This window comes from Psychrobacter sp. H27, from assembly GCF_059072655.1.
Window position 1 is genome coordinate 826,094 of sequence record NZ_JCACRX010000001.1, and the last position, 19,107, is coordinate 845,200.

General features: G+C 43.9%; 17 protein-coding genes. 6 read left to right on the forward strand and 11 right to left on the reverse strand.

Annotated elements, in window-relative coordinates:
- Positions 1-70: 70 nt before the first annotated feature.
- The 3 genes from recR to AC5JPY_RS03195 form a co-directional block, all read right to left on the reverse strand.
- Positions 71-664, reverse strand: a complete 594-nt coding sequence (gene recR, locus AC5JPY_RS03185; protein ID WP_319050523.1) for a recombination mediator RecR — start codon at positions 662-664, stop codon at positions 71-73.
- A 118-nt stretch (positions 665-782) separates the two neighbouring features.
- Positions 783-1,112 carry a YbaB/EbfC family nucleoid-associated protein gene (locus AC5JPY_RS03190; RefSeq protein ID WP_319050524.1) on the reverse strand — a complete coding sequence of 110 codons (330 nt, stop codon included), beginning with the start codon at positions 1,110-1,112 and terminating at the stop codon, positions 783-785.
- Between the two features lie 111 nt (positions 1,113-1,223).
- Positions 1,224-2,531 (reverse strand): O-succinylhomoserine sulfhydrylase, encoded by a 1,308-nt coding sequence (locus tag AC5JPY_RS03195; RefSeq protein ID WP_493852099.1) that lies wholly within the window; start codon positions 2,529-2,531, stop codon positions 1,224-1,226.
- A 252-nt stretch (positions 2,532-2,783) separates the two neighbouring features.
- Here AC5JPY_RS03195 and AC5JPY_RS03200 point away from each other — a divergent pair, with 252 nt between their 5' ends.
- The 4 genes from AC5JPY_RS03200 (at position 2,784) to dusA (ending at position 7,222) form a co-directional block, all read left to right on the forward strand.
- Positions 2,784-2,933 carry a hypothetical protein gene (locus AC5JPY_RS03200; RefSeq protein WP_493852100.1) on the forward strand — a complete coding sequence of 50 codons (150 nt, stop codon included), beginning with the start codon at positions 2,784-2,786 and terminating at the stop codon, positions 2,931-2,933.
- Between the two features lie 21 nt (positions 2,934-2,954).
- The gene (locus tag AC5JPY_RS03205; protein ID WP_493852101.1) at positions 2,955-4,598 is read left to right on the forward strand and encodes a phospholipase D family protein; all 1,644 of its coding nucleotides are present in this window, start codon (positions 2,955-2,957) and stop codon (positions 4,596-4,598) included.
- A gap of 222 nt (positions 4,599-4,820) precedes the next feature.
- Positions 4,821-6,125, forward strand: a complete 1,305-nt coding sequence (locus AC5JPY_RS03210; RefSeq protein ID WP_493852102.1) for an MFS transporter — start codon at positions 4,821-4,823, stop codon at positions 6,123-6,125.
- Between the two features lie 113 nt (positions 6,126-6,238).
- Positions 6,239-7,222, forward strand: coding sequence for a tRNA dihydrouridine(20/20a) synthase DusA (dusA, locus tag AC5JPY_RS03215; protein WP_493852103.1), 984 nt, complete (start codon positions 6,239-6,241; stop codon positions 7,220-7,222).
- Between the two features lie 84 nt (positions 7,223-7,306).
- On the opposite strand, the gene AC5JPY_RS03220 is transcribed toward dusA, so the two are convergent.
- The 4 genes from AC5JPY_RS03220 to AC5JPY_RS03235 all read right to left on the reverse strand — a co-directional run bounded on the left by AC5JPY_RS03220 (position 7,307) and on the right by AC5JPY_RS03235 (position 13,548).
- A complete protein-coding gene (locus AC5JPY_RS03220; RefSeq protein ID WP_493852723.1) occupies positions 7,307-8,110 on the reverse strand; it encodes a CPBP family intramembrane glutamic endopeptidase in 804 nt (267 codons plus the stop codon).
- Positions 8,111-8,210: 100 nt separating this feature from the next.
- Complete coding sequence (locus tag AC5JPY_RS03225; RefSeq protein ID WP_493852104.1) at positions 8,211-9,101, reverse strand: alpha/beta fold hydrolase; 891 nt, start codon at positions 9,099-9,101, stop codon at positions 8,211-8,213.
- A gap of 264 nt (positions 9,102-9,365) precedes the next feature.
- Positions 9,366-10,421, reverse strand: coding sequence for a signal peptide peptidase SppA (gene sppA / locus AC5JPY_RS03230; protein WP_493852105.1), 1,056 nt, complete (start codon positions 10,419-10,421; stop codon positions 9,366-9,368).
- Positions 10,422-10,611: 190 nt separating this feature from the next.
- Entirely contained in the window at positions 10,612-13,548 is a 2,937-nt protein-coding gene (locus AC5JPY_RS03235) for a ComEC/Rec2 family competence protein (RefSeq protein ID WP_493852106.1), read from the reverse strand.
- A 299-nt stretch (positions 13,549-13,847) separates the two neighbouring features.
- On the opposite strand from AC5JPY_RS03235, the gene AC5JPY_RS03240 reads away from it, so the two are divergent.
- Entirely contained in the window at positions 13,848-14,423 is a 576-nt protein-coding gene (locus AC5JPY_RS03240) for a DUF2062 domain-containing protein (protein ID WP_319050532.1), read from the forward strand.
- A 50-nt stretch (positions 14,424-14,473) separates the two neighbouring features.
- On the opposite strand, the gene AC5JPY_RS03245 is transcribed toward AC5JPY_RS03240, so the two are convergent.
- From AC5JPY_RS03245 to AC5JPY_RS03255, 3 genes are all read right to left on the reverse strand, one after another.
- The gene (locus tag AC5JPY_RS03245) at positions 14,474-14,782 is read right to left on the reverse strand and encodes a hypothetical protein (RefSeq protein WP_319050533.1); all 309 of its coding nucleotides are present in this window, start codon (positions 14,780-14,782) and stop codon (positions 14,474-14,476) included.
- Between the two features lie 165 nt (positions 14,783-14,947).
- A complete protein-coding gene (gene lolD / locus AC5JPY_RS03250; protein WP_319050534.1) occupies positions 14,948-15,628 on the reverse strand; it encodes a lipoprotein-releasing ABC transporter ATP-binding protein LolD in 681 nt (226 codons plus the stop codon).
- 44 nt (positions 15,629-15,672) lie between these two features.
- On the reverse strand, positions 15,673-16,908 hold the full coding sequence (locus AC5JPY_RS03255) for a lipoprotein-releasing ABC transporter permease subunit (RefSeq protein WP_319050535.1): 1,236 nt from the start codon (positions 16,906-16,908) through the stop codon (positions 15,673-15,675).
- 444 nt (positions 16,909-17,352) lie between these two features.
- On the opposite strand from AC5JPY_RS03255, the gene AC5JPY_RS03260 reads away from it, so the two are divergent.
- Complete coding sequence (locus AC5JPY_RS03260; protein WP_493852107.1) at positions 17,353-18,327, forward strand: hypothetical protein; 975 nt, start codon at positions 17,353-17,355, stop codon at positions 18,325-18,327.
- A gap of 140 nt (positions 18,328-18,467) precedes the next feature.
- Here AC5JPY_RS03260 and AC5JPY_RS03265 read toward each other — a convergent pair whose 3' ends face one another.
- Complete coding sequence (locus tag AC5JPY_RS03265; protein ID WP_319050537.1) at positions 18,468-18,857, reverse strand: SCP2 sterol-binding domain-containing protein; 390 nt, start codon at positions 18,855-18,857, stop codon at positions 18,468-18,470.
- Positions 18,858-19,107: the final 250 nt, after the last annotated feature.

Consider the following 19,107-nt stretch of genomic DNA (forward strand, 5'->3'; position numbering starts at 1 on the left):
AGATTAAAGGAGAATACAATTATAACAACTTCACGAAATAAAGTGGCTAAGACTTAGTCTTTATCAAATACTATAAAAAAGAGCGGTTCTGCATGGCTTGACCAAGTGTCATGCTATCAAGATACTCAAGCTCGCCGCCCATCGGCACGCCTTGTGCCAAACGCGTGACTCTACTCACATGACGATTGACTGCTTCGCTAATAAAATGAGCAGTGGTCTGACCTTCAACGGTTGTGCCCGTGGCCAATATAATCTCTTCTACGGGTTCTTGCTTGACTCGCCACACCAGTTGGTCGATATTTAGATCATCAGCACTGATACCATCGATAGGTGATAAATGCCCGCCCAGTACAAAATAACGACCACGGTACCCTGCTGTCTGCTCAATGGCCATCACATCTGCCGCCGTCTCAACCACACATAGCAGACTGTCATCGCGCCTAGGGTCTTGGCACAGAGGACATACCTCTTCATCACTAAAGCTATGACAGCGCTGACACTCAACGATATCGCGCATGGCTTCATCGAGTGCTTGGGCAAGTGCCATACCCTGCGGGCGTTTTTTGCTGAGCAGATGTAACGCCATTCGCTGGGCGCTTTTTTGACCGACACCTGGCAAAATACGCAGCTGCTTGACTAGCTGATCAAATTTGGCTGTAAGCAAAGTGACTTTCCTTTAGTTGACTTTATTTAACTGAATTTATAAATCGTAGCTATAAAAATGGGGTCGTATCATGTCGATAACAACCCCATTATTGACTTCAGTACGACATATTTAGCGCTTAGAACATGCCTTGCATACCTGGTGGTAGACCCATACCTGAGGTCGCGCCTGCCATTGTTTCTTCATACAACTCGTCCGCTTGACGAACCGCATCATTGATGGCTGCCGCAATAAGATCTTCGATCATATCAGGCTCGTCTTCTAGCAAACTTGGATCAATAGTCAAACGCTTGACCACATGACGACCCGTCATCGTTACTTTAACCAAGCCACTGCCCGCTTCGGCTTGTACTTCTTTGTTAGCCAGCTCTTTTTTAGCCGACTCAACGTTTGCTTCTACTTTCTTTTGCATCGTTTGTGCTTGTTGCATCAATGCTTGAATGTTCATAGTTGCCTCTTTATCTTTTATATTTGAATGTTATACGGTGCGCATCGTAATTAGTAGTCATGAACCACGTAAAGTTCATATCATGCGTGAACAGTGATTATACCGCTATCTTTACAAACTGTCTAAACCACGTGCCAAGTCTTTGATGATATCTTCGACATCTTCTAAACCGACTGATAGACGAATCAGACCATCTTTGACCCCCGCTTCAGCACGAGCTTCAGGAGTCAGGCGGAAATGCGTGGTCGTTGCAGGATGCGTAATCGTGGTTTTGGCATCACCCAAATTATTGGTGATAGAGACCATTTGGGTCGAGTCAATTACATGCCACGCTGCTTCTTTTGTATCGCGGCTGTTTGACTCATTATTATCAGACGCTTTGACTTCAAAACCCATGATAGCACCGTAGCCGTCTTTCATATGATGCTGACGTGTGGCAAGTTCGTGTGCGCTATGATCGCTCAAGCCTGAGAAATGCACGGTGCTGACATTAGGATGATTGACCAAAAACTCTGCCACTTGATTGGCATTGTGACAATGCGCCTGCATACGTAATTTAAGTGTCTCAAGTCCTTTAGTAAATACCCATGCATTAAACGGGCTCATGCTGATACCGCCTGAGCGTACCACGGTAAATGCGTCTTGCATCAGCTTATCACTACCAACCAACGCACCGCCCAACACCCGACCCTGACCATCTAAATACTTAGTCGCCGAGTGAATAACCACGTCCGCACCTAAATCTAGTGGGCGCTGTAGAGCTGGCGTGGCAAAGCAGTTATCAACGACCAGTAAGATATCATTGGCTTTGCATAGCTCACTCAAGTAACCGATGTCACAAATCTGCGCTAGCGGATTGCTGGGACTTTCGCAATAAATGACTTTGGTATTTGGTTGAACAGCATTTGCCCATGCATCATTATCAAAACAATCCACATAGCTGACTTCCACACCGAACTTGGCCATATAGTTGTTGAATAGACCGATAGATGAGCCAAATAATTGATTGGCTGCGAGTAGATGATCGCCTGCTTTGAGATACGCCAGACACATGGTCAAGATCGCGCCCATACCAGAGGCCGTTGCAACAGCACGCTCACCATTTTCTAATGCAGCCAACCGACGCTCAAAAGTACGTACACTTGGGTTGGTATGACGAGAGTAGACATTACCGGTTTTTGTACCGTCAAAATGAGCAGCAGCATCAGCAGCTGATTGGTAGACATAAGAGCTGGTAGTAAAGATAGGCTCTGAATGCTCACCCTCATCGGTACGGTGTTGACCTGCCCGTACAGCAATGGTTTGCATACCATAGTCAAGACCCAAATCTAAGGCATCATTGCGCCAGTTTGGATCCAACCCGTTGGTTGAGGCTTTTTGGTTCAAACTGCTTTCATCTTTCGTTTGCGACTGACTCATAGACGTTCCATTGCTTTACTTTGGTTGGTATAAAATGACTGCTTATTTTTCTGATTATCAAGCAAACTCATTAGGGTTATCATATCATGTCGCCTTATTCTACACATCTGGTTTCAGAGTACCCCGAAATATTATTATCATATATTGCACTGCTCACGTATCCAGATTCTGTTATCGCCATATAAATTGGCTAGATTATAGTAAAAGCAGCCACTTCATCTAACAAAAATAACGTATTTATAATAGGCAGATATGCAAACAGCTGCTAAGCTGAGCGGCGATTTGGGTTTTGCCTTTGGTGATATAATGATAGAGCATCCAATCAATGCTATCATCTCTAAAATAGCTGAACGATTTCAGCATATTACTTATTCATACATTTTATTTATCAGCATTATTTAGACTCACTAAGGTAAACTCGTTATGTCGACGTTCAGTATAAAAGCAAACACCTTATCGCTCAGTCTAACGCTTGGTCTGACTTTGGGTCTAAGTGCTTGCCAGAGTCTACCTGAGCAGCCGCACCTGTCTGATAGCCAAGAGTTATCTGCCCGAGTCAATGCATTATACCAACAGTCAGATAGCCCAGACTCTGAACCAGAAACCACAGCAGAGCCAAGTCCCACTGATCTGGTGACTGCCATCACTGCCCAAAATGAGATCCACCCTGACTTATCAGGCTACCATCCGATTGTTACTGGGGCAAATGCGTTTGCAGCGCGTAGTATCTTGACCGGTATGGCCACGCGCAATATCGATGCGCAGTACTATATTTGGCACAATGACCAAGCTGGGCAGTTACTTTTAAAAGACTTATGGGAAGCCGCTGAACGCGGTATCATCGTGCGTTTGTTGTTAGATGATTTTAATAACAGTGCAAAGTTTGATCAGCACTTGCTACGTTTTGCTAGCCACCCTAATATCGCAGTGCGCATCATCAATCCTTTGATGCACCGTAAAATGCCGACCTTAAACTACGTCACTGGTTTGCCGCGTATCAATCGCCGTATGCACAATAAGAGCATGACTTTTGATAAGCAAATTACCATCATTGGCGGACGTAATATCGGCAACGAATACCTAAGTAACGATCAAAGCAGTCAGTTTGCAGATTTGGATGTTTTGCTTATCGGAAAGGTGGTCGCAGACATTGACAATAGCTTTGGCAGTTACTGGTCATCTCCTTTGGCGTTTGATATTGAGACCTTAGCTGAATTTGATACTGACGTGACGCCTGACTTTTTAAAGGCTTTGGACAAGCTCGGTATCGATGAGCAAAACAACGAAGGCAGTAGTCTGACTGTCTATAAGGCCGCTATCGAAGACTCTACCATTGATACTGATCTGATCAACAAACAGGTTCCCTTTCGTTGGACGGACATGCAGTTCTTGAGTGATGATGTGGGCAAACTGTCTAAAAGCGTCTCCTCTGAAACCAATTTGGTTCACCAACTGCGTACGTTACTTGGTAGCCCAACCAAACAGCTGACCATTATCTCTTCTTATTTTGTACCGACCAAAGATGGCGTCGATACGTTGGTGAAACTGGCTGAATCTGGTGTTGATATCAAAATCTTAACCAATTCATTTGATGCCACTGATGTCACTGCCGTTCACTCTGGCTATAGCCAATGGCGCCCTAACCTACTTCGCTCAGGTGTCAAAATATACGAGTTAAAATCAACGGCTGGTGAAGAAAAACGCGATAATAAACTGTGGCGAGCACGTAGCCAGTCATCGACCAGTTTGCATGCAAAAACCTTCGCAGTTGATGATTATCAAGTGTTTATTGGCTCATACAACGTTGACCCTCGCTCGGCCAATATCAACACTGAGATGGGTGTCATTATCAATGATGACGAGTTGGCAAGACAGCTGCACGGGGCACTGAGTGATGATTTACTAAACCAAGCTTATGAAGTTAAGCTGCTAGACAACGGTAGCTTGGAGTGGCACACCATGGAAGATGGCAAAGAAGTTGTTTATGACTCAGAGCCACGGGTCGATATGAGTGATCATATCTGGCTTACTATTATGTCTTGGTTACCCATTGACTGGCTACTGTAATATGTAAACTCTTTTCTAAATAGTCCCTAAAATTGCAGGATGTGCAGTTTCGCTTCTGGTAAAAGCCAAATCCTGTAATCAAAGTTCTTATTACAATACACAAAATTACTGTTCCGGCGAATCATTGTTTATATACTTTGATTTGCCGGTTTTTATCATGGCCGATTATCTAAACGATGATCGTCTTAATGACCACTTTACTCCGTGGATGCGTGATCTATTATGCCGACTCGTTCTCAATACGCCCTGATGTCTAAAAAAGACAAAAATACAGTCATATTCGTAAGCTTTATCAGCGCTGTAATCTTTTTTGATTTCTTGATTTATTTGTACATTGCAGACATTGTCTCAGCTGCTATTTTCCCCGCTAATAACGATCCTACGGTTGCTAAGCTGCAAGGAATGGGGCTGTTTGTCATTGGTTACTTGGCTCGGCCATTTGGTGGTATTCTGTTCGGGCGTTATGGTGATCTCAAAGGTCGAAAGCCGACCTTTTTCCTGAGCATAATCGTTACGGCAGGTAGCTTGCTCGCAATGGCCTGTCTGCCTACTTATGCGCAGTGGGGTGCGCTTGCACCTGCGTTATTCATATTGCTGAGAATCATACAAGGTATGGCATTTGGTCTTTACGCACCGCTATCTTGGGTATTTGTGGCGGAGCATGTCCCTCGGCAGTATTTGTCAGTGGCTTGTAGCTACGTTACGGCTAGCTTTTTGGTAGGTGTACTGTTCTCTAATGCGTTTTTTCTGTGGCTGACTGACTTTATGACCACCGTACAGCTGACTGATTATGGCTGGCGTTTGCCGTTTTTTGTTGGCGCCTTACTAACCTGTCTGCCATTGTTGGTATGGCGATTGGTTAAAGAGACTCCGTTTTTCTTGGCGTTAGATAAGCCAAAAACTGGTAAGAATTTGGGTAGACCATTTACGGTGTTATTCAAGCGCTGCAAGCATTCTATCTTTGTCAGTATGGTACTGACTCTAGTGATCTCTAGCATCACCTCCGTCATTGTCCTACTACTGCCAGATCTAATAGAAATCAACTTTACTTTAGACAGTGATTTGTTTAGCTTCTCTCACAGTTTGGGCATCGTATTTATGATTCTTGGCTGTGTCTTTTATGGCATGATCTCGACCTATGAGAACTTTGGTAAAATTTTGGTCATTGGTTCTGTTCTACTTATCGCTCAGATGCTGGCGTTCTTTTATCATTTGCAGGCGGGTGGCGATTATATATTGATTATGTATGCACTTTTGGGATTCTGTGCCGGTATCGTGGGCATGGTCCCTGCCATTTTAGTGCAGCTATTTCCGACCAATGTACGTCTCACAGGTATCGCTTTTTGTTATAATATTACCTACGGTATCGTTGGTGTACTGATCCCCTTTGGTCTTGGTTACGCCACGACGCTTATCAGCTTCTCACCAGCGCTATATATTGCCTTTGTGGGCTCTATCGGTATTATCATGGGGCTTTACTTCTATAATTTGCCCGAATTCAAAAAGATTGATCATGTTATTTTATAAATAATGGATCAGTCACTGATTTGAACAAAGTTTAAAACTAAGGTGCAATGGGATGTCTCGTCCATTGCACCTTATCCATTTATTTAAGACACAAATATTAAGGCTCAATAATCATGGTTGATATGACCAACAAACGCCTCTCAGTTGCGCCAATGATCGACTGGACAACGACAGATTATCGCTACTTTGCACGACTGTTCAATCCGCATACGTATCTATATACCGAGATGATCAGTACTGGTGCATTGATACATGGTAACCGAGCACGGCATCTACGTTTTGATACGCTCGAGCACCCGCTTGTATTGCAGCTTGGCGGTGCAGACATCGATGAGATGACGCAGTGTGCTGAGTTTGCTCAGCAGTATGGCTATGACGAGGTCAATATCAATGTCGGCTGTCCCTCTGATCGCGTACAACATAATAAGATAGGTGCTTGTCTGATGGCAGAGCCCAAAACGGTTGCCGACTTGGTCAAGCACATGCAAGCAGCTGTCGACATTCCAGTGACAGTCAAACACCGTATTGGTATTGATGACTTTGACAGCTACGAGTTTATGGTCGATTTTGTGCAGACAGTAGCTGCTGCTGGCTGTACACGTTTTATTGTTCATGCACGTACGGCATGGCTACAAGGTCTTAGTCCTAGGCAAAATCGCGAGATACCACCGCTACGTTATGATGATGTCTATCGCTTAAAGCAAGACTTTCCTGAGCTAGATATCGAAATCAATGGCGGTATCGACACGATAGAAGACATCAAAATGCACCTGCAGCATATCGATGGCGTGATGATAGGACGAGCGTTTTATCATAACCCGTACCTATTAGCAGAGGCCAATAGCTTGTGGGGCGAGACAACACCCGAGACTATCCCTAAGCGCTCAGAAATCTTGGCACGGCTATATCCATATCTAGAAGAACAAATTGAAAAAGGCGAAGCACTCCCAACAATGACGCGACATTATTTGGGATTATTTCAGGGGTTGATGGGCGCACGTAAATGGCGACAAGCACTAAGCGGCAAACCTCAGCTTACTCTCGATGATGTCAAAAGAGCGGCAGATGAGGTATTGTTGTTAAATCCTGACGCATAGCACAGATTGGCATGCAGTCAATTTAACAGACTACAGATTTTAGTCACTACTGTCATATTGTCACTATTACAATGTCAATTTTGACTACGATACTTGTGAGAGATACTGCCACATCGCTGCCCCATTATTAATGATATGTAGTGCGATTGGCAGTAATAGTGACCCTGACTTAATACGGGCATAGCAAAATATCAGTGCCAGTACAACAATAGTGCTGATCTCATAAATACCGTACTGCACATGGATAATAGCAAATATCAAACTTGTCACGATACTTGCTACTATCGCGCCGTGATGCACAGAGTATGACGGCGCTGTGAACTGCTCTGTAATCGCTGACCATAAGATGCCCCGAAAAATAACTTCTTCGTAAATTGGGGCAACGACTACCATCGCAAAGACCAACAGCCATATTGAGCTTACCGATTGATATAGTGGATCGACAAAAACCAGCGGTGTCATATCTAGCATATAGGTCAGTGCTTGACTGGCAATCATAAATATCAATAGCACGCCCAGCATACCCATACCTACCGCAAATGAAAACGGCTTCAATGTTAGGTACTGACGCACCTTACCGCCTCGTAGACGAATAACGAGAATACTGGTCGCTACCAACAGTACGCAGCCTACGATTATCGAGATACTTACGACCGTCCCGTCATTACTACCAAAAAAGAATATATCCCCCATCGATGCATTTTTTGTAGCGGGTAATACTAGCTTGCCAGCAATATATACGCCTACCAATTGACTGATAAAAAATGCAAATACTATACCTACTGTTAGTACAAATACTCCTAAGCGTGAAAACAATGGCGCACGATGAGGCAAGCGTTGCCTATCAGACGGTTCAGCTAGGTTATTTGGCGTAGAGTTTTTTGGCATAGGTTTGTTGGACACAGAGTTCTTGGACATATCAATATCACTTAGCAAATAGACAGTCAGCTCAGATCCAAGAGCCTGACGAGTTGATGGTACCTTACTTTTATTTTGGCAGTTGCTGCTCGATCAAGGCGAGCACCTGCATTGAGACAGACTCTGGATGCTCTAGCGGGAACATATGACCCCCTTTATGCGTCTCATAAGGAATGCCTAAACGCGACTGTATCTGTTGAGGGAAGCGACGTTTTAAAAAGATACTATCTTGACCTATAATCAAGGTAACAGGCACCTTCGGACCACGATTTGGTGCTAGCCAATACCAAGAAGGATTGGTGCGGAACACTTCGACTTCACTGGCTTTGGGAATGGCCAATGTGACCTTACCATCCGCGCGTTCATGCAAGCCATGATCGATATATCCTTGAAAACTGCGTTCATCAAAGTTTTTAAAAAATCCTTTGTGGCGCATCTTTTCATAGGCCTCATTTCGATCATTCCATACATCACGGCGATGTTTGGACACGCCTGCTGGTGATAGTTTGTCCATCAAGCGGTTATTCATAAGTGGCAATCTATCGGCTGTTTTTGCCAAATGCCACAACAGGCTGACTTTGCCATAAATCCAAGGCGGATCCATCAGTACGGCTTGAGCAAATAGTTCTGGCCGACGGTACGTTGCCTGCAAGGTACACATGGCTCCTAGCGAATGACCCACACCTACTACTTGCGCGACGCCATGCTTGTCACAGGCATCTTTTACACTGTCAATAATCTGCTGCGTTAGACTACGCCAATGATCGTCTACGGGGTAATCAGGGGTATCGCCCAACATGGCGATATATTCAATCGTAAAGAACGCTGACAATCTCTCAAAGAATGGCTCGTAAACAGCGCTTGGCATCCCATTGGCATGGGCAAAATGTAGCACAGGTTTATTGGTGATCTTGGAGACAGGTAGCACCGCAAAGGTCTGCGAATTTATTTCATCACTCATAACAGGCTCTCTTTAAATCGTTTGGTTTGTCTATTATTTTTAGTGGTTGTCATATTATTGCATTGTCGTATTGTTGCATTGCCAACATAAATACCAGACATGCTCTATAGCAAGTCTGATAATTGGCATATATACGTCGCTTATCTGGTAATTCTTATAACTTTAAACCATATGTTTTATTTAAGGTTGCACAAAATTAAGGCTGAGCATAATTATATGCCCAGCCTTAACAATCATACACACTATATCTAAAACATAAAACGCTTAACGCATTTTTGCATCACCATCTTCTTGCGGTAAGAAACCATCAAGGCTGACGCTTGAGCCGATACCTGCCCCTAGTTTTACGGCAAAACGGTCCATAAACATTTGGAACGGGTCAGTTGGACTATAGCTGATTACGGTATCTAGCTCTAACTGACGACTCAAACTGGTAATGCTACCGTTGTCGTCTGCTAGTCCCAGCTCGATAGACTGCTCACCTGTCCAAAACAGCCCTGAAAACAGTTTGTTTTGTTCAGGGTTTTTGAGACGGTCGCCGCGACCTTCTTTTACTGCATTGATGAAATGCTTATGCGTATTAGCCAGCACTCCTTCAACATGCTTTTCTTCATAATCAGTCAATGGACGTGACAAGCTTAAGATGTCTTTATACTCACCAGCGGTAATCGTACGATCTTCTACACCAACTTTGTCCATCAGACCTTCGACATTGTAGCTTGGCATAATGACACCGATAGAGCCGACCAAGCTCGATGGGTTGACATAAATCTCATCTGCTGCAGAAGCAATATAGTAAGCACCTGATGCGCCGATATCACCGATCACTGCATAAAGCTTTTTGTCCGGATACTCTTCACGTAATTCCATCATAGTCTGCCAAATTTCATCAGACTGTACAGGTGAACCACCAGGTGAGTTAATATCTAATGCAACGGCTTTGGAGTTGCTGTTTTCAAAGGCACTTCTTAGCGCATCATTGACATCGTAGGCGTTGGCCACATCATCGCTACTAATTACACCTTGCAGCTCTACTACAGCTAAATGCGGTGAGCTGGTATCTACGGCATCCATACCTGTTGGCGCGCTACTGCAACCGCGACCTAGGGTCAAAAATATCAATAAAATATAACCAAAGGTTAATAATTTAAAGAAAATGCTCCAGCGACGAGCGCGGCGCTGCTCGACCACACTAGCTAATAAGGTATTTTCTAGCACCTTCCATTCTTGTCCACTCGGCGCGTTTGGTTGCTGCATTTGTGTTGGCTGATGTGGCGAATTATCAGGACGTTTGTTAGGGTCTGGTGGCCAGTTGGGCATATAACTTCCTAAGTCAGAAACAAGCTAAAACAATAAAAAGATGAGGTTGACAGATACCACTAGAAGTAATGGTCTCTATGTCAAATCAGTCATCGGTATTCATGGGGTGCTAAGTATGGTTGTATTTCGACCATGGTTCAATAGTATAACTGTGAAATATCACTATATTGTAACGCTGGTAGTATCAGCATTATTCTTGAGGGCGAACAGCTTCAATATCAACACTATTATCAAGCGTGTTTAACGACAATGCCACTGGTAATGGCTTATCATCGTAGGTCATGACAGTATCAACGCTTTGACGAACCATGACATCGGCTATCACCTGAGAGGTACTATGACCAAGCCAGGTTGTATTTTTAAATACTGCGCGCTCGTCAGCTAGATCGGCCGTACATAGTAGCGACCACATTTGCCAGACGCGCTGGTGTGTATCGGTATCTAAAATCAGTCGTGAGCGAGAAGTGTCTGTACGACTAGTATCTATACGACTATCATCCAGATAGCTATTGGCTAATTGCAGGTGAGGATTTATAGGTGATGACTTGAGTGGATCAGCGGCATTGTATCTTCGTACTTGTATAGGTGTGCGGCTATCGATGGCAATTGTACAATCCCAAACACTAGCGTCGCCTATCTGGCTCCAGCCTGTCATTGCCTGTATGGATATATCTCCGTTGGCCAGCTGCCATAAACTTCCCTGCTCGCAGTTTTGGGCACTGATATTTGTTTGACTCTTGACACCGCTTGTTGTTTTGTATGCTTGCTGAAACGTAAGCCAATGCTCAGAGCGCCCTGCTTGCCAATATCGACTGATCGGTAGGCGCTCTCCCAAATGAATGACTGTTTTCGGTAATAACTCAGAGTTGTTGGTGCTAGAAATCATGCGTTGATTATCAGAGGTCAGCGTATCCGTCAGTCCGACGCTACTGCTCTGTACTATGACACTCTCCAAACGATTAACCGATAAGCTCCCTAGTTGCTGCTCTAAAGAAGCAGACAGTGTATCTACTGTCAGGCTATTTGGCGTGGTTCGTGTAGAAGCAGGTCTGTGATCAGCTAAGAACAACCAGTTACTACTTTCCTTGTTTACGATAGGATATGTCAGCAATGCTGCCGTTATATATGAATCACCCGTCGGTAGGACATACAGTGTCGGCACTATGGTCAGCGACTGCTGATTGGCATACACCGTCATCATCAATAGCGTCAATGGTGGCAGTATCAACCAACGACTGAGCAGACCTCGAGGCAATAACCAAGGCAAAATACTCAATACTACCATAAGCAATATAGCCATACTCACTGGTGTATAGAGCCATGCCTCTGACAGTGCTGGTAATGATGTTAGCCAACCAATCAGCTCATGTAAGCTGCTGACAATAGTAATCACTAGCGACCAAATACTATCGGCTACCATAGGTGATAACAGATAACACAGTCCTGCTAGTAGATTAAGCGGTACAATCACCCAACCAAAAAGCCCAATGGCAAATAAATTGACCACCAATCCCCATAATGAGGCCTTGCCAAATAAGACCAAGGTGATAGGCAATAAAGTAAAGAATAGCCAGAACTGTAGCTTAAGAATACGCCGGACAGCTCGCAAAGCATGCTTCAATAGCGCCGTGCTTACGTGAGTGCTTTTATTATTCGTATATGGCCCTGCCAACTCAGCGGTACTGCGCTGATGTAACGTATCGTCATATTTGAGCAATAGCGCTACTGCAATAAAGGACAACCAGTATCCTGCCTGCCAGAGCACATAAGGATCATACCATGCCATCAGTATGGCCAGCGCCAATAGTACTCGAATCGTACTAATAGGTAGCAATGTCACTCTCACAAGTCCAATCGCTAGTAGCATCCAAGCCGTACGAGCAGCAGGTACATCAAAACCTGTAAACAACGCGTAGATAAAGGCTGCACCAATCATTGTCCACCAACGCACTTGCCAGCGCGGAATATAACGATAAAGTGCTGGACATAACTGATTAAGCAGCAGCACAATGAGACCACCTAGTACAATAGCCAAGAACAATACGTGCGTCCCTGAGATAGCCAGTAAATGAGAAATACCTGCCAGTTGATACAAATCTTTGGTATCTCGATTAATTAGACTACGATCGCCTGTGAGTAAGCTCAACGTGACAGCTTTAGCCTGCTGTTCTGCTGTCGTTTGTGCTGACCAGTCTCTATAAAAATGCTGTCTTAATTGCCAGCGCCCTATATCAATATGCAAGCGCAAGCGCTCAAGATACGAGTCAGAAGTCGGATTTTGATGTGACGCCTCATTCAGGCTAGCTTTGTTATTACTTACGGTCAATGGGCTGATAGCCAAGATATTTGCGCTGCCATTAATATGCCGACCTCGCAACCAGCGATAGCTATCAAAACCAGAAGCGTTGTTTATTGTTTGATCGGAGGCCACCAATGGCGCAAGTGCTAAACTCATAAATAGCGTATCACCAGGCTGCAAATTATTGAGGTTTGAGAGTGTGGCATCAGTCGATGCACTTTTTGGATAAGCATTAAGTAATGCTCGGTACGTGACGTTACTGTCGTTGTCTTGGTTAGAACGATTGGTGTTGTTATTACTTAGGCTATTTTTTGCTATATAGTCTCTTGTACTATTTGCCAAATCTTGAGGCGTTAATTCAGTTATTAATGGCGTTACATTTGTTAGCACGGCTACTTGTCGATAGCCACTATCTGCGGATGGACTATAGACACTGTCGCTTAGCCCTTCAATACGAACAAGCGCTTGCACACGTATAGGATCGGTGATTTCTGCGGCTGCAGCTTTATGATGTGTCACTAACGCCTGTAGCGCGCTACCTGCTACCAACAAAGTGGCTAATATGGTAAATAAAAAGTACTTAACGATACGAGATGAGCGTTCAGCATTTTTGAATATGCTGCTTGAGGTGTGATGATTTGTTGCTGAGGAGACATGACACTGGGTAAGTATCAGTAGAATAATAGAAAATAATATAAGTAAGATAAACAAACCAGACGTACTAGCCAGCCCTATCGAAAACAGTTCAGTAGGGATCGCCACCTTGTCTGCGACTGTCAAAGTCCCCATCATAGCAATAACGACGAGGCTGCCAATTAACCAATACACCAGCACTCCTTGCTTGATGGGCAAAATAAGATAACGTCGTTCGCTATGGTTATTTATGCCAATAAAGGCATAGACATAACTGCATTCGTAGACATATTGGAAGCAACTGAATGAGCATAGTTATGATGCAATAGCATTTATATTTATATTACCCTATACTGATGAGAAATACGAAGGTGATGCCTGTCTGACATCACTGCCCTATGTATACTCACTATTACTTTTTATCCATAATATTACTCTATACCAGCCCCTCAACATCATTGAGCGGACTGTGGTTAACGATTAAAGGCGATCCTGTGCCCCAAAAACGTCTAAAAGACTTACTTCCTACACCAGAAAAAGTCCTAGAAAGTCGCACCTTAAAATTATTCGCGCCGCATTTAGCAGACCCACGTTTATGGCATTTTAATCGCCATAGTCTCAACAAGGCGGTTTATATTGGTGTGCTCAGCGCGTTTTTTCCATTGCCAGGGCAGATGTTATTGGCCTTAATTGGCTCGCTTATTTTTCGAGCCAATGTGCCTATGGCGCTCGGTCTGACATGGATTACCAATCCACTGACTAGTCTACCAATCTTTTATGCTGGATATTATATCGGCGCAAAAATTATTGACGCACCTGTGATCAGTTTGCGGTTTATCGGTAGGATGATTGCAGACTTTAGCTTATGGGCGCTATCAGATGGTGCCAATCCATTCATTACCTATAAAGGCACAGTATCGCTGACAGCATTTTGTATCGGATTAACGCTTTTGGCGGTTGTAACCAGCATTATTTGTGGACTTGCCTTTAAGGCAGTGTGGCGCTATAAAACCGTTGCAAGTTGGCAAAAACGTCAGAAAAAACCCGCTGACAAATCCTTTGAGCCTTAATACCACTTATGTCAGTCCAGCGGTATTAAGGTTGTTTTTGATTGATACCGCTACTCTGCTTTGTTCTTATCTATGGCGGCTTTGAGCTTATCTGTAAAGTCTTTGTCCATAGAGACAATCTCAATAACTTCATCGTTTTTGCATAGCGTATAACGTTTACCAGTTGCGCTGTCTTGAACCTTGAGATCAAAATCAACCCCAGCTAGAGTAATCGCATCAAACACTGGCGAGATTAAATCCTTTTGCTCTTGACTATCAATAGTCTCAAACACAGACGGATCGATATAAGGCTTTAATGGCTCATCACCTTCTTCAGCACTACCAAAAGCAGCGATTGGATCGTCATCTAAATTCATCATATGTGTTCCTATAAAATAGATACGGCAGCTGATTGGTAGCCGCCTCAGTATCTCTTGCTATTAAATATCTACTCGATAATACAACAATACATTTCACCAGAACAGCGCTTATTAGCGCCAATAGACAATACTTATGTCAATCTGACATTCTCGTCATATGGAGGGTTAATACTGCTCCCAATGACCATTGCGCAGCAACAATTGACGGTCAGCAAGCGCCGCTAGATTGCGATCATGTGTGACCATTAGTAATGCCGTTTGCATCGTGCTCTGTAGCTCTGACAACAATCCAAAGACGCTTTGCGCATTGTCGTAGTCCAAGTTACCCGTTGGCTCATCTGCCAAGATAAGCGAGGGCTTGGTCACTAGCGCACGCGCAATCGCCACACGTTGACGCTCACCGCCTGACAGCTCACCTGGTCTGTGCATCAGTCGATGCTCAAGACCGACATTCTCCAAAATCTCAACCGCTTGGGTGCGTGCCTGGGTCGTTGATACTTCTGGACGCATGAGCAGCGGCATTGCAACGTTTTCAACAGCTGTAAACTCTGCCAGCAAATGATGAAACTGGTAAATAAACCCCAAATGCTTGTTGCGCATGGCACCGCGTTCAGTCTCATTCATACTATTTAGTAGCTGACCATGTAGCCAGACTTCACCGCTGGTTGGTGTATCGAGACCACCAAGTAGATGCAGTAAGGTACTTTTTCCTGAGCCACTGGTACCAACGATAGCGATGCGCTCACCAGCATGAACCGTTAGATCGAGACCCGTCAATACTTGTGTACTGACTGCACCCTCATCATATATCTTGTTGATATTGGTCGCCTTCAAAATGGCAGACATAGCGCTTCCTTTATTTTATTTATTTTGATATTTGTGCGTTTAGGCTATTCGTAGCGTAATGTTTGAGCTGGCTGAATCTTGGCCGCACGACGTGCTGGATAAATAGTCGCCAAAAAGCTCAGTACAAACGATGCCCCTGTAATCAATAACACATCAAGCAAACGCAGCTGTGAAGGCAAATAATTCACAAAATAAGCGTCAAAAAGATTCAGATTAAAGACTTGATTGATAAAGCCCAAAATATCGCTGACGGTCAGTGCAAATATCACACCCAATATCGTACCAGCAACCGTACCGATCACACCGATAACCACGCCTTGAACCATAAACACTTGGGTAATCAGTCGAGGTGATGCGCCAAAGGTCTTCAAGATCGCAATATCGGCTTTTTTATCAGTAACGAGCATTACAAGACTTGAGACAATATTGAAAGCGGCCACTAAGATGATTAAAAACAGCAGCAAACCGACCATGGCTTTTTCCATTTGAATCGCCCCAAATAGATTACCATGCGTTTGTGTCCAGTCGTTAGGATACAGCTGCTGAGGGGCAATAGCAGCGGCTTTCTCTGCTGCAGCTGGTGCCGTAAAGATATCATCGAGCTTCATACGTACGCCTTGGGCGCCCTCGGGCAGACGTAATAGTTTGGCGGCATCCCCCATCGGGATAAATGCCATGAGACTATCGACTTCTGGGCTAATAGTGAAGATACCTGTCAAGGTAAAGCGCTTAAATCTCGGTATCACGCCTGCGGGTGACGGTGAGGCCTCTGGCAGTACTAGAGTCACCTTGTCCCCTATCTGCAAGCCCAAAGACTGCACCATCTCCTCGCCCAAAACGATACTAAAATCACCACTTTGCAAGGTATCAATACTGCCTTCAATCATGTGCTCATTTATGATGGAGACATCTTTTTCATATTCAGGCTCCACGCCAGTCACCATGATGCCTGCGACTTGACCATTAGATGTCAGCATGCCCTGTAATTGGATAAAGGGTGCCACCGCCGCCACTTCTGGATCTTCTTTTATTTTATCCGCCAATTGTTCCCAATCGCCGATGATCTCAGTAGATACCACCGTGGCCTGCGGCACCATACCCAAAATACGAGTTTTTAGCTCGCGATCAAACCCATTCATGACTGATAGCACCGTAATCAATACGGCAACCCCAAGCGTCAAACCGATCATTGAGATGAGTGATATAAAGGAGATAAAGCCATTACTGCGCTCTGCTCGGGTGTATCGTAAGCCGATAAATAACGCTAAAGGACGAAACATATTCAAACTCTTTATCTTATCTACGTGCGACTTTATATAGGTTGGATAATGAGCAGCAGTCAATGCATCAGACATTTGCTACTGCTCACATATAAATCGAACACAAAAACAGGGTTTCAGACGAGCCAAAGACAGCCGTCAAAAGGGAGCTAGTTTGACACAATTTGGCTGATATGTGCCAGTCATTAGCAAGTACTGAGAGGATTTTTTACCAAAAAACTGGTTTCTGTTATTATTTTTGAGAGAGGGTCTTGCTATTAGCCGTGTCCATACCTATATATTATATGCTAAAGACAATTGTCATTAACCCCACATTGTGATTTGTTCATGCCTTGCTGATCATATCGCTGACATCATAAACCAGTAATTTGAAATACTGAATGGTGTGTAAGTAACAGCAGTATTAGATACAAACCTCACGCTGACTTAATTTTGAGTATTTTCATGACCATAAATTATCAATACAAAAACATTCAATCTCCTACCAAGATCACGTTGACCGACGAGCAGTCTGCAGGTCACGGTGATCACTGGCGTATTTTGACCGATGACATGAGTCAAGATGTGCCAGAGTGGCTACAAAAAATGATTGAAGTCGCCGCCATGCCCAAAGGCCTGAACAACAATGTCAGTGCAAAAGACAGCTGTTTGTTGTTATCAGAAGACCGACCTTGTCATATTAATCAAGTGCTAGCGATGAAAGATGGCAAGCCTGAGCGCTTTATCAATGCATATCCTTGCGTCGATAGCCCTTATGGTCTTGACTGCAAAATCGAGCGCGTCATTGCCAATGACAACTCACACGATGCAGTGTTACGCCTGCGTACCGCTGATGGCAGTATTATTTATGCATTTGATCAGCTCTATACGACCAACCGCCATTTGTATCAGCGCGATACCTCTTATTTTGTAAATTTTAGCGCATGGGCACATGAGATTAAGCTAAGCGAACAGAATGAGGTGATCATGGTAGAAGATCAGGAATCTATCCGCTATCACCGTGCCTTTAACGATATCGTTGCAGCAAATGACGGAAAAATTCCAGATGACTTACAAGCGCAAATCAGTGAGTGGAAACCTGAAACCAAAGAACAAATGGCGCCTGTTGAAATCAATCTAGGTCATATGTGCGCTTACTTGTTTGGCGATACCTTAGGACAAGAAGACGAAGCTTGGTGTCAAGGTCAAGTCCTTGGTAAACAAGAGACTGAATTTAATGGTAAATCCATTATTTTGTTTGATGTGGTGACGCTACGTGAGCAGGATGCAGATCCGTTTGTGGTGCGTATCGGTGCTCTAAACACACCAGAGACCGCCAGTATCAAAGTACACGACTATGTACAAGCCAATGTGTGGTTACAAGCAGCGATATATAAAGAAAATCAGCAAAGCGCAAAACAGCCATCAAAAGCCAGCTAATTACTGGACAGCTGACAGTATTGCGTGCTACGACTTGTCTTCACACAACAAAAAGCCCCTAATTAGTATTAGGGGCTTTTTTGTATCTTATCGACTTTTGCCATTCAAAACTCTAGATTAAAAGTCGTACAAATACGTGATTAAGCCATCGTCGTCATTGATTTGATACGAGTATATAGCTCTTTTTGCTCTGCACTTGGGCGAGCAGTTTGTACTGCCATCAACTGTGACATATCACCTTCAACACGAATTTTGCCACTCATAAAGGCACCCATGATTTGATTGGTGTCAAAATCAGTGATGATGGACTGTAGAATGCTGCGATCCAATAGTAATGTCGTGGTCGCATCGCTATTCAAACCGCGATGCAATAGGCCATTAGCAAAATTGGCTTCGATATCTTTTTCCGTATCAGATACTTTTAGGTTGACGATCATATTAGCCAGTGCTGGTGGCAAGTTTAACTCACCCGCTTCACTACCCATCTTCTCTACTTGCTCAAACCATTCATCTGTCAAAAAAACTGCCATGTTATTGTCCTTAATTGGTATTTTTTTGGGTTAATACTACTATTTAGCGTATTAACCTCATTATCAATTTATTGAAATGATTGTTATTGATAGACTTATAAGACGTCGCTATCACTGATGTTCAGGCTCATTATAAGGGGCGATTTGATAATAAGTAAAACCTATTTGTACCACCTGTAAGCCCATTGTTACAAAATTATTTTAGAAGCACGTATTTACCTCTAATGAAGTTTGTCTTGGTTTGACACAG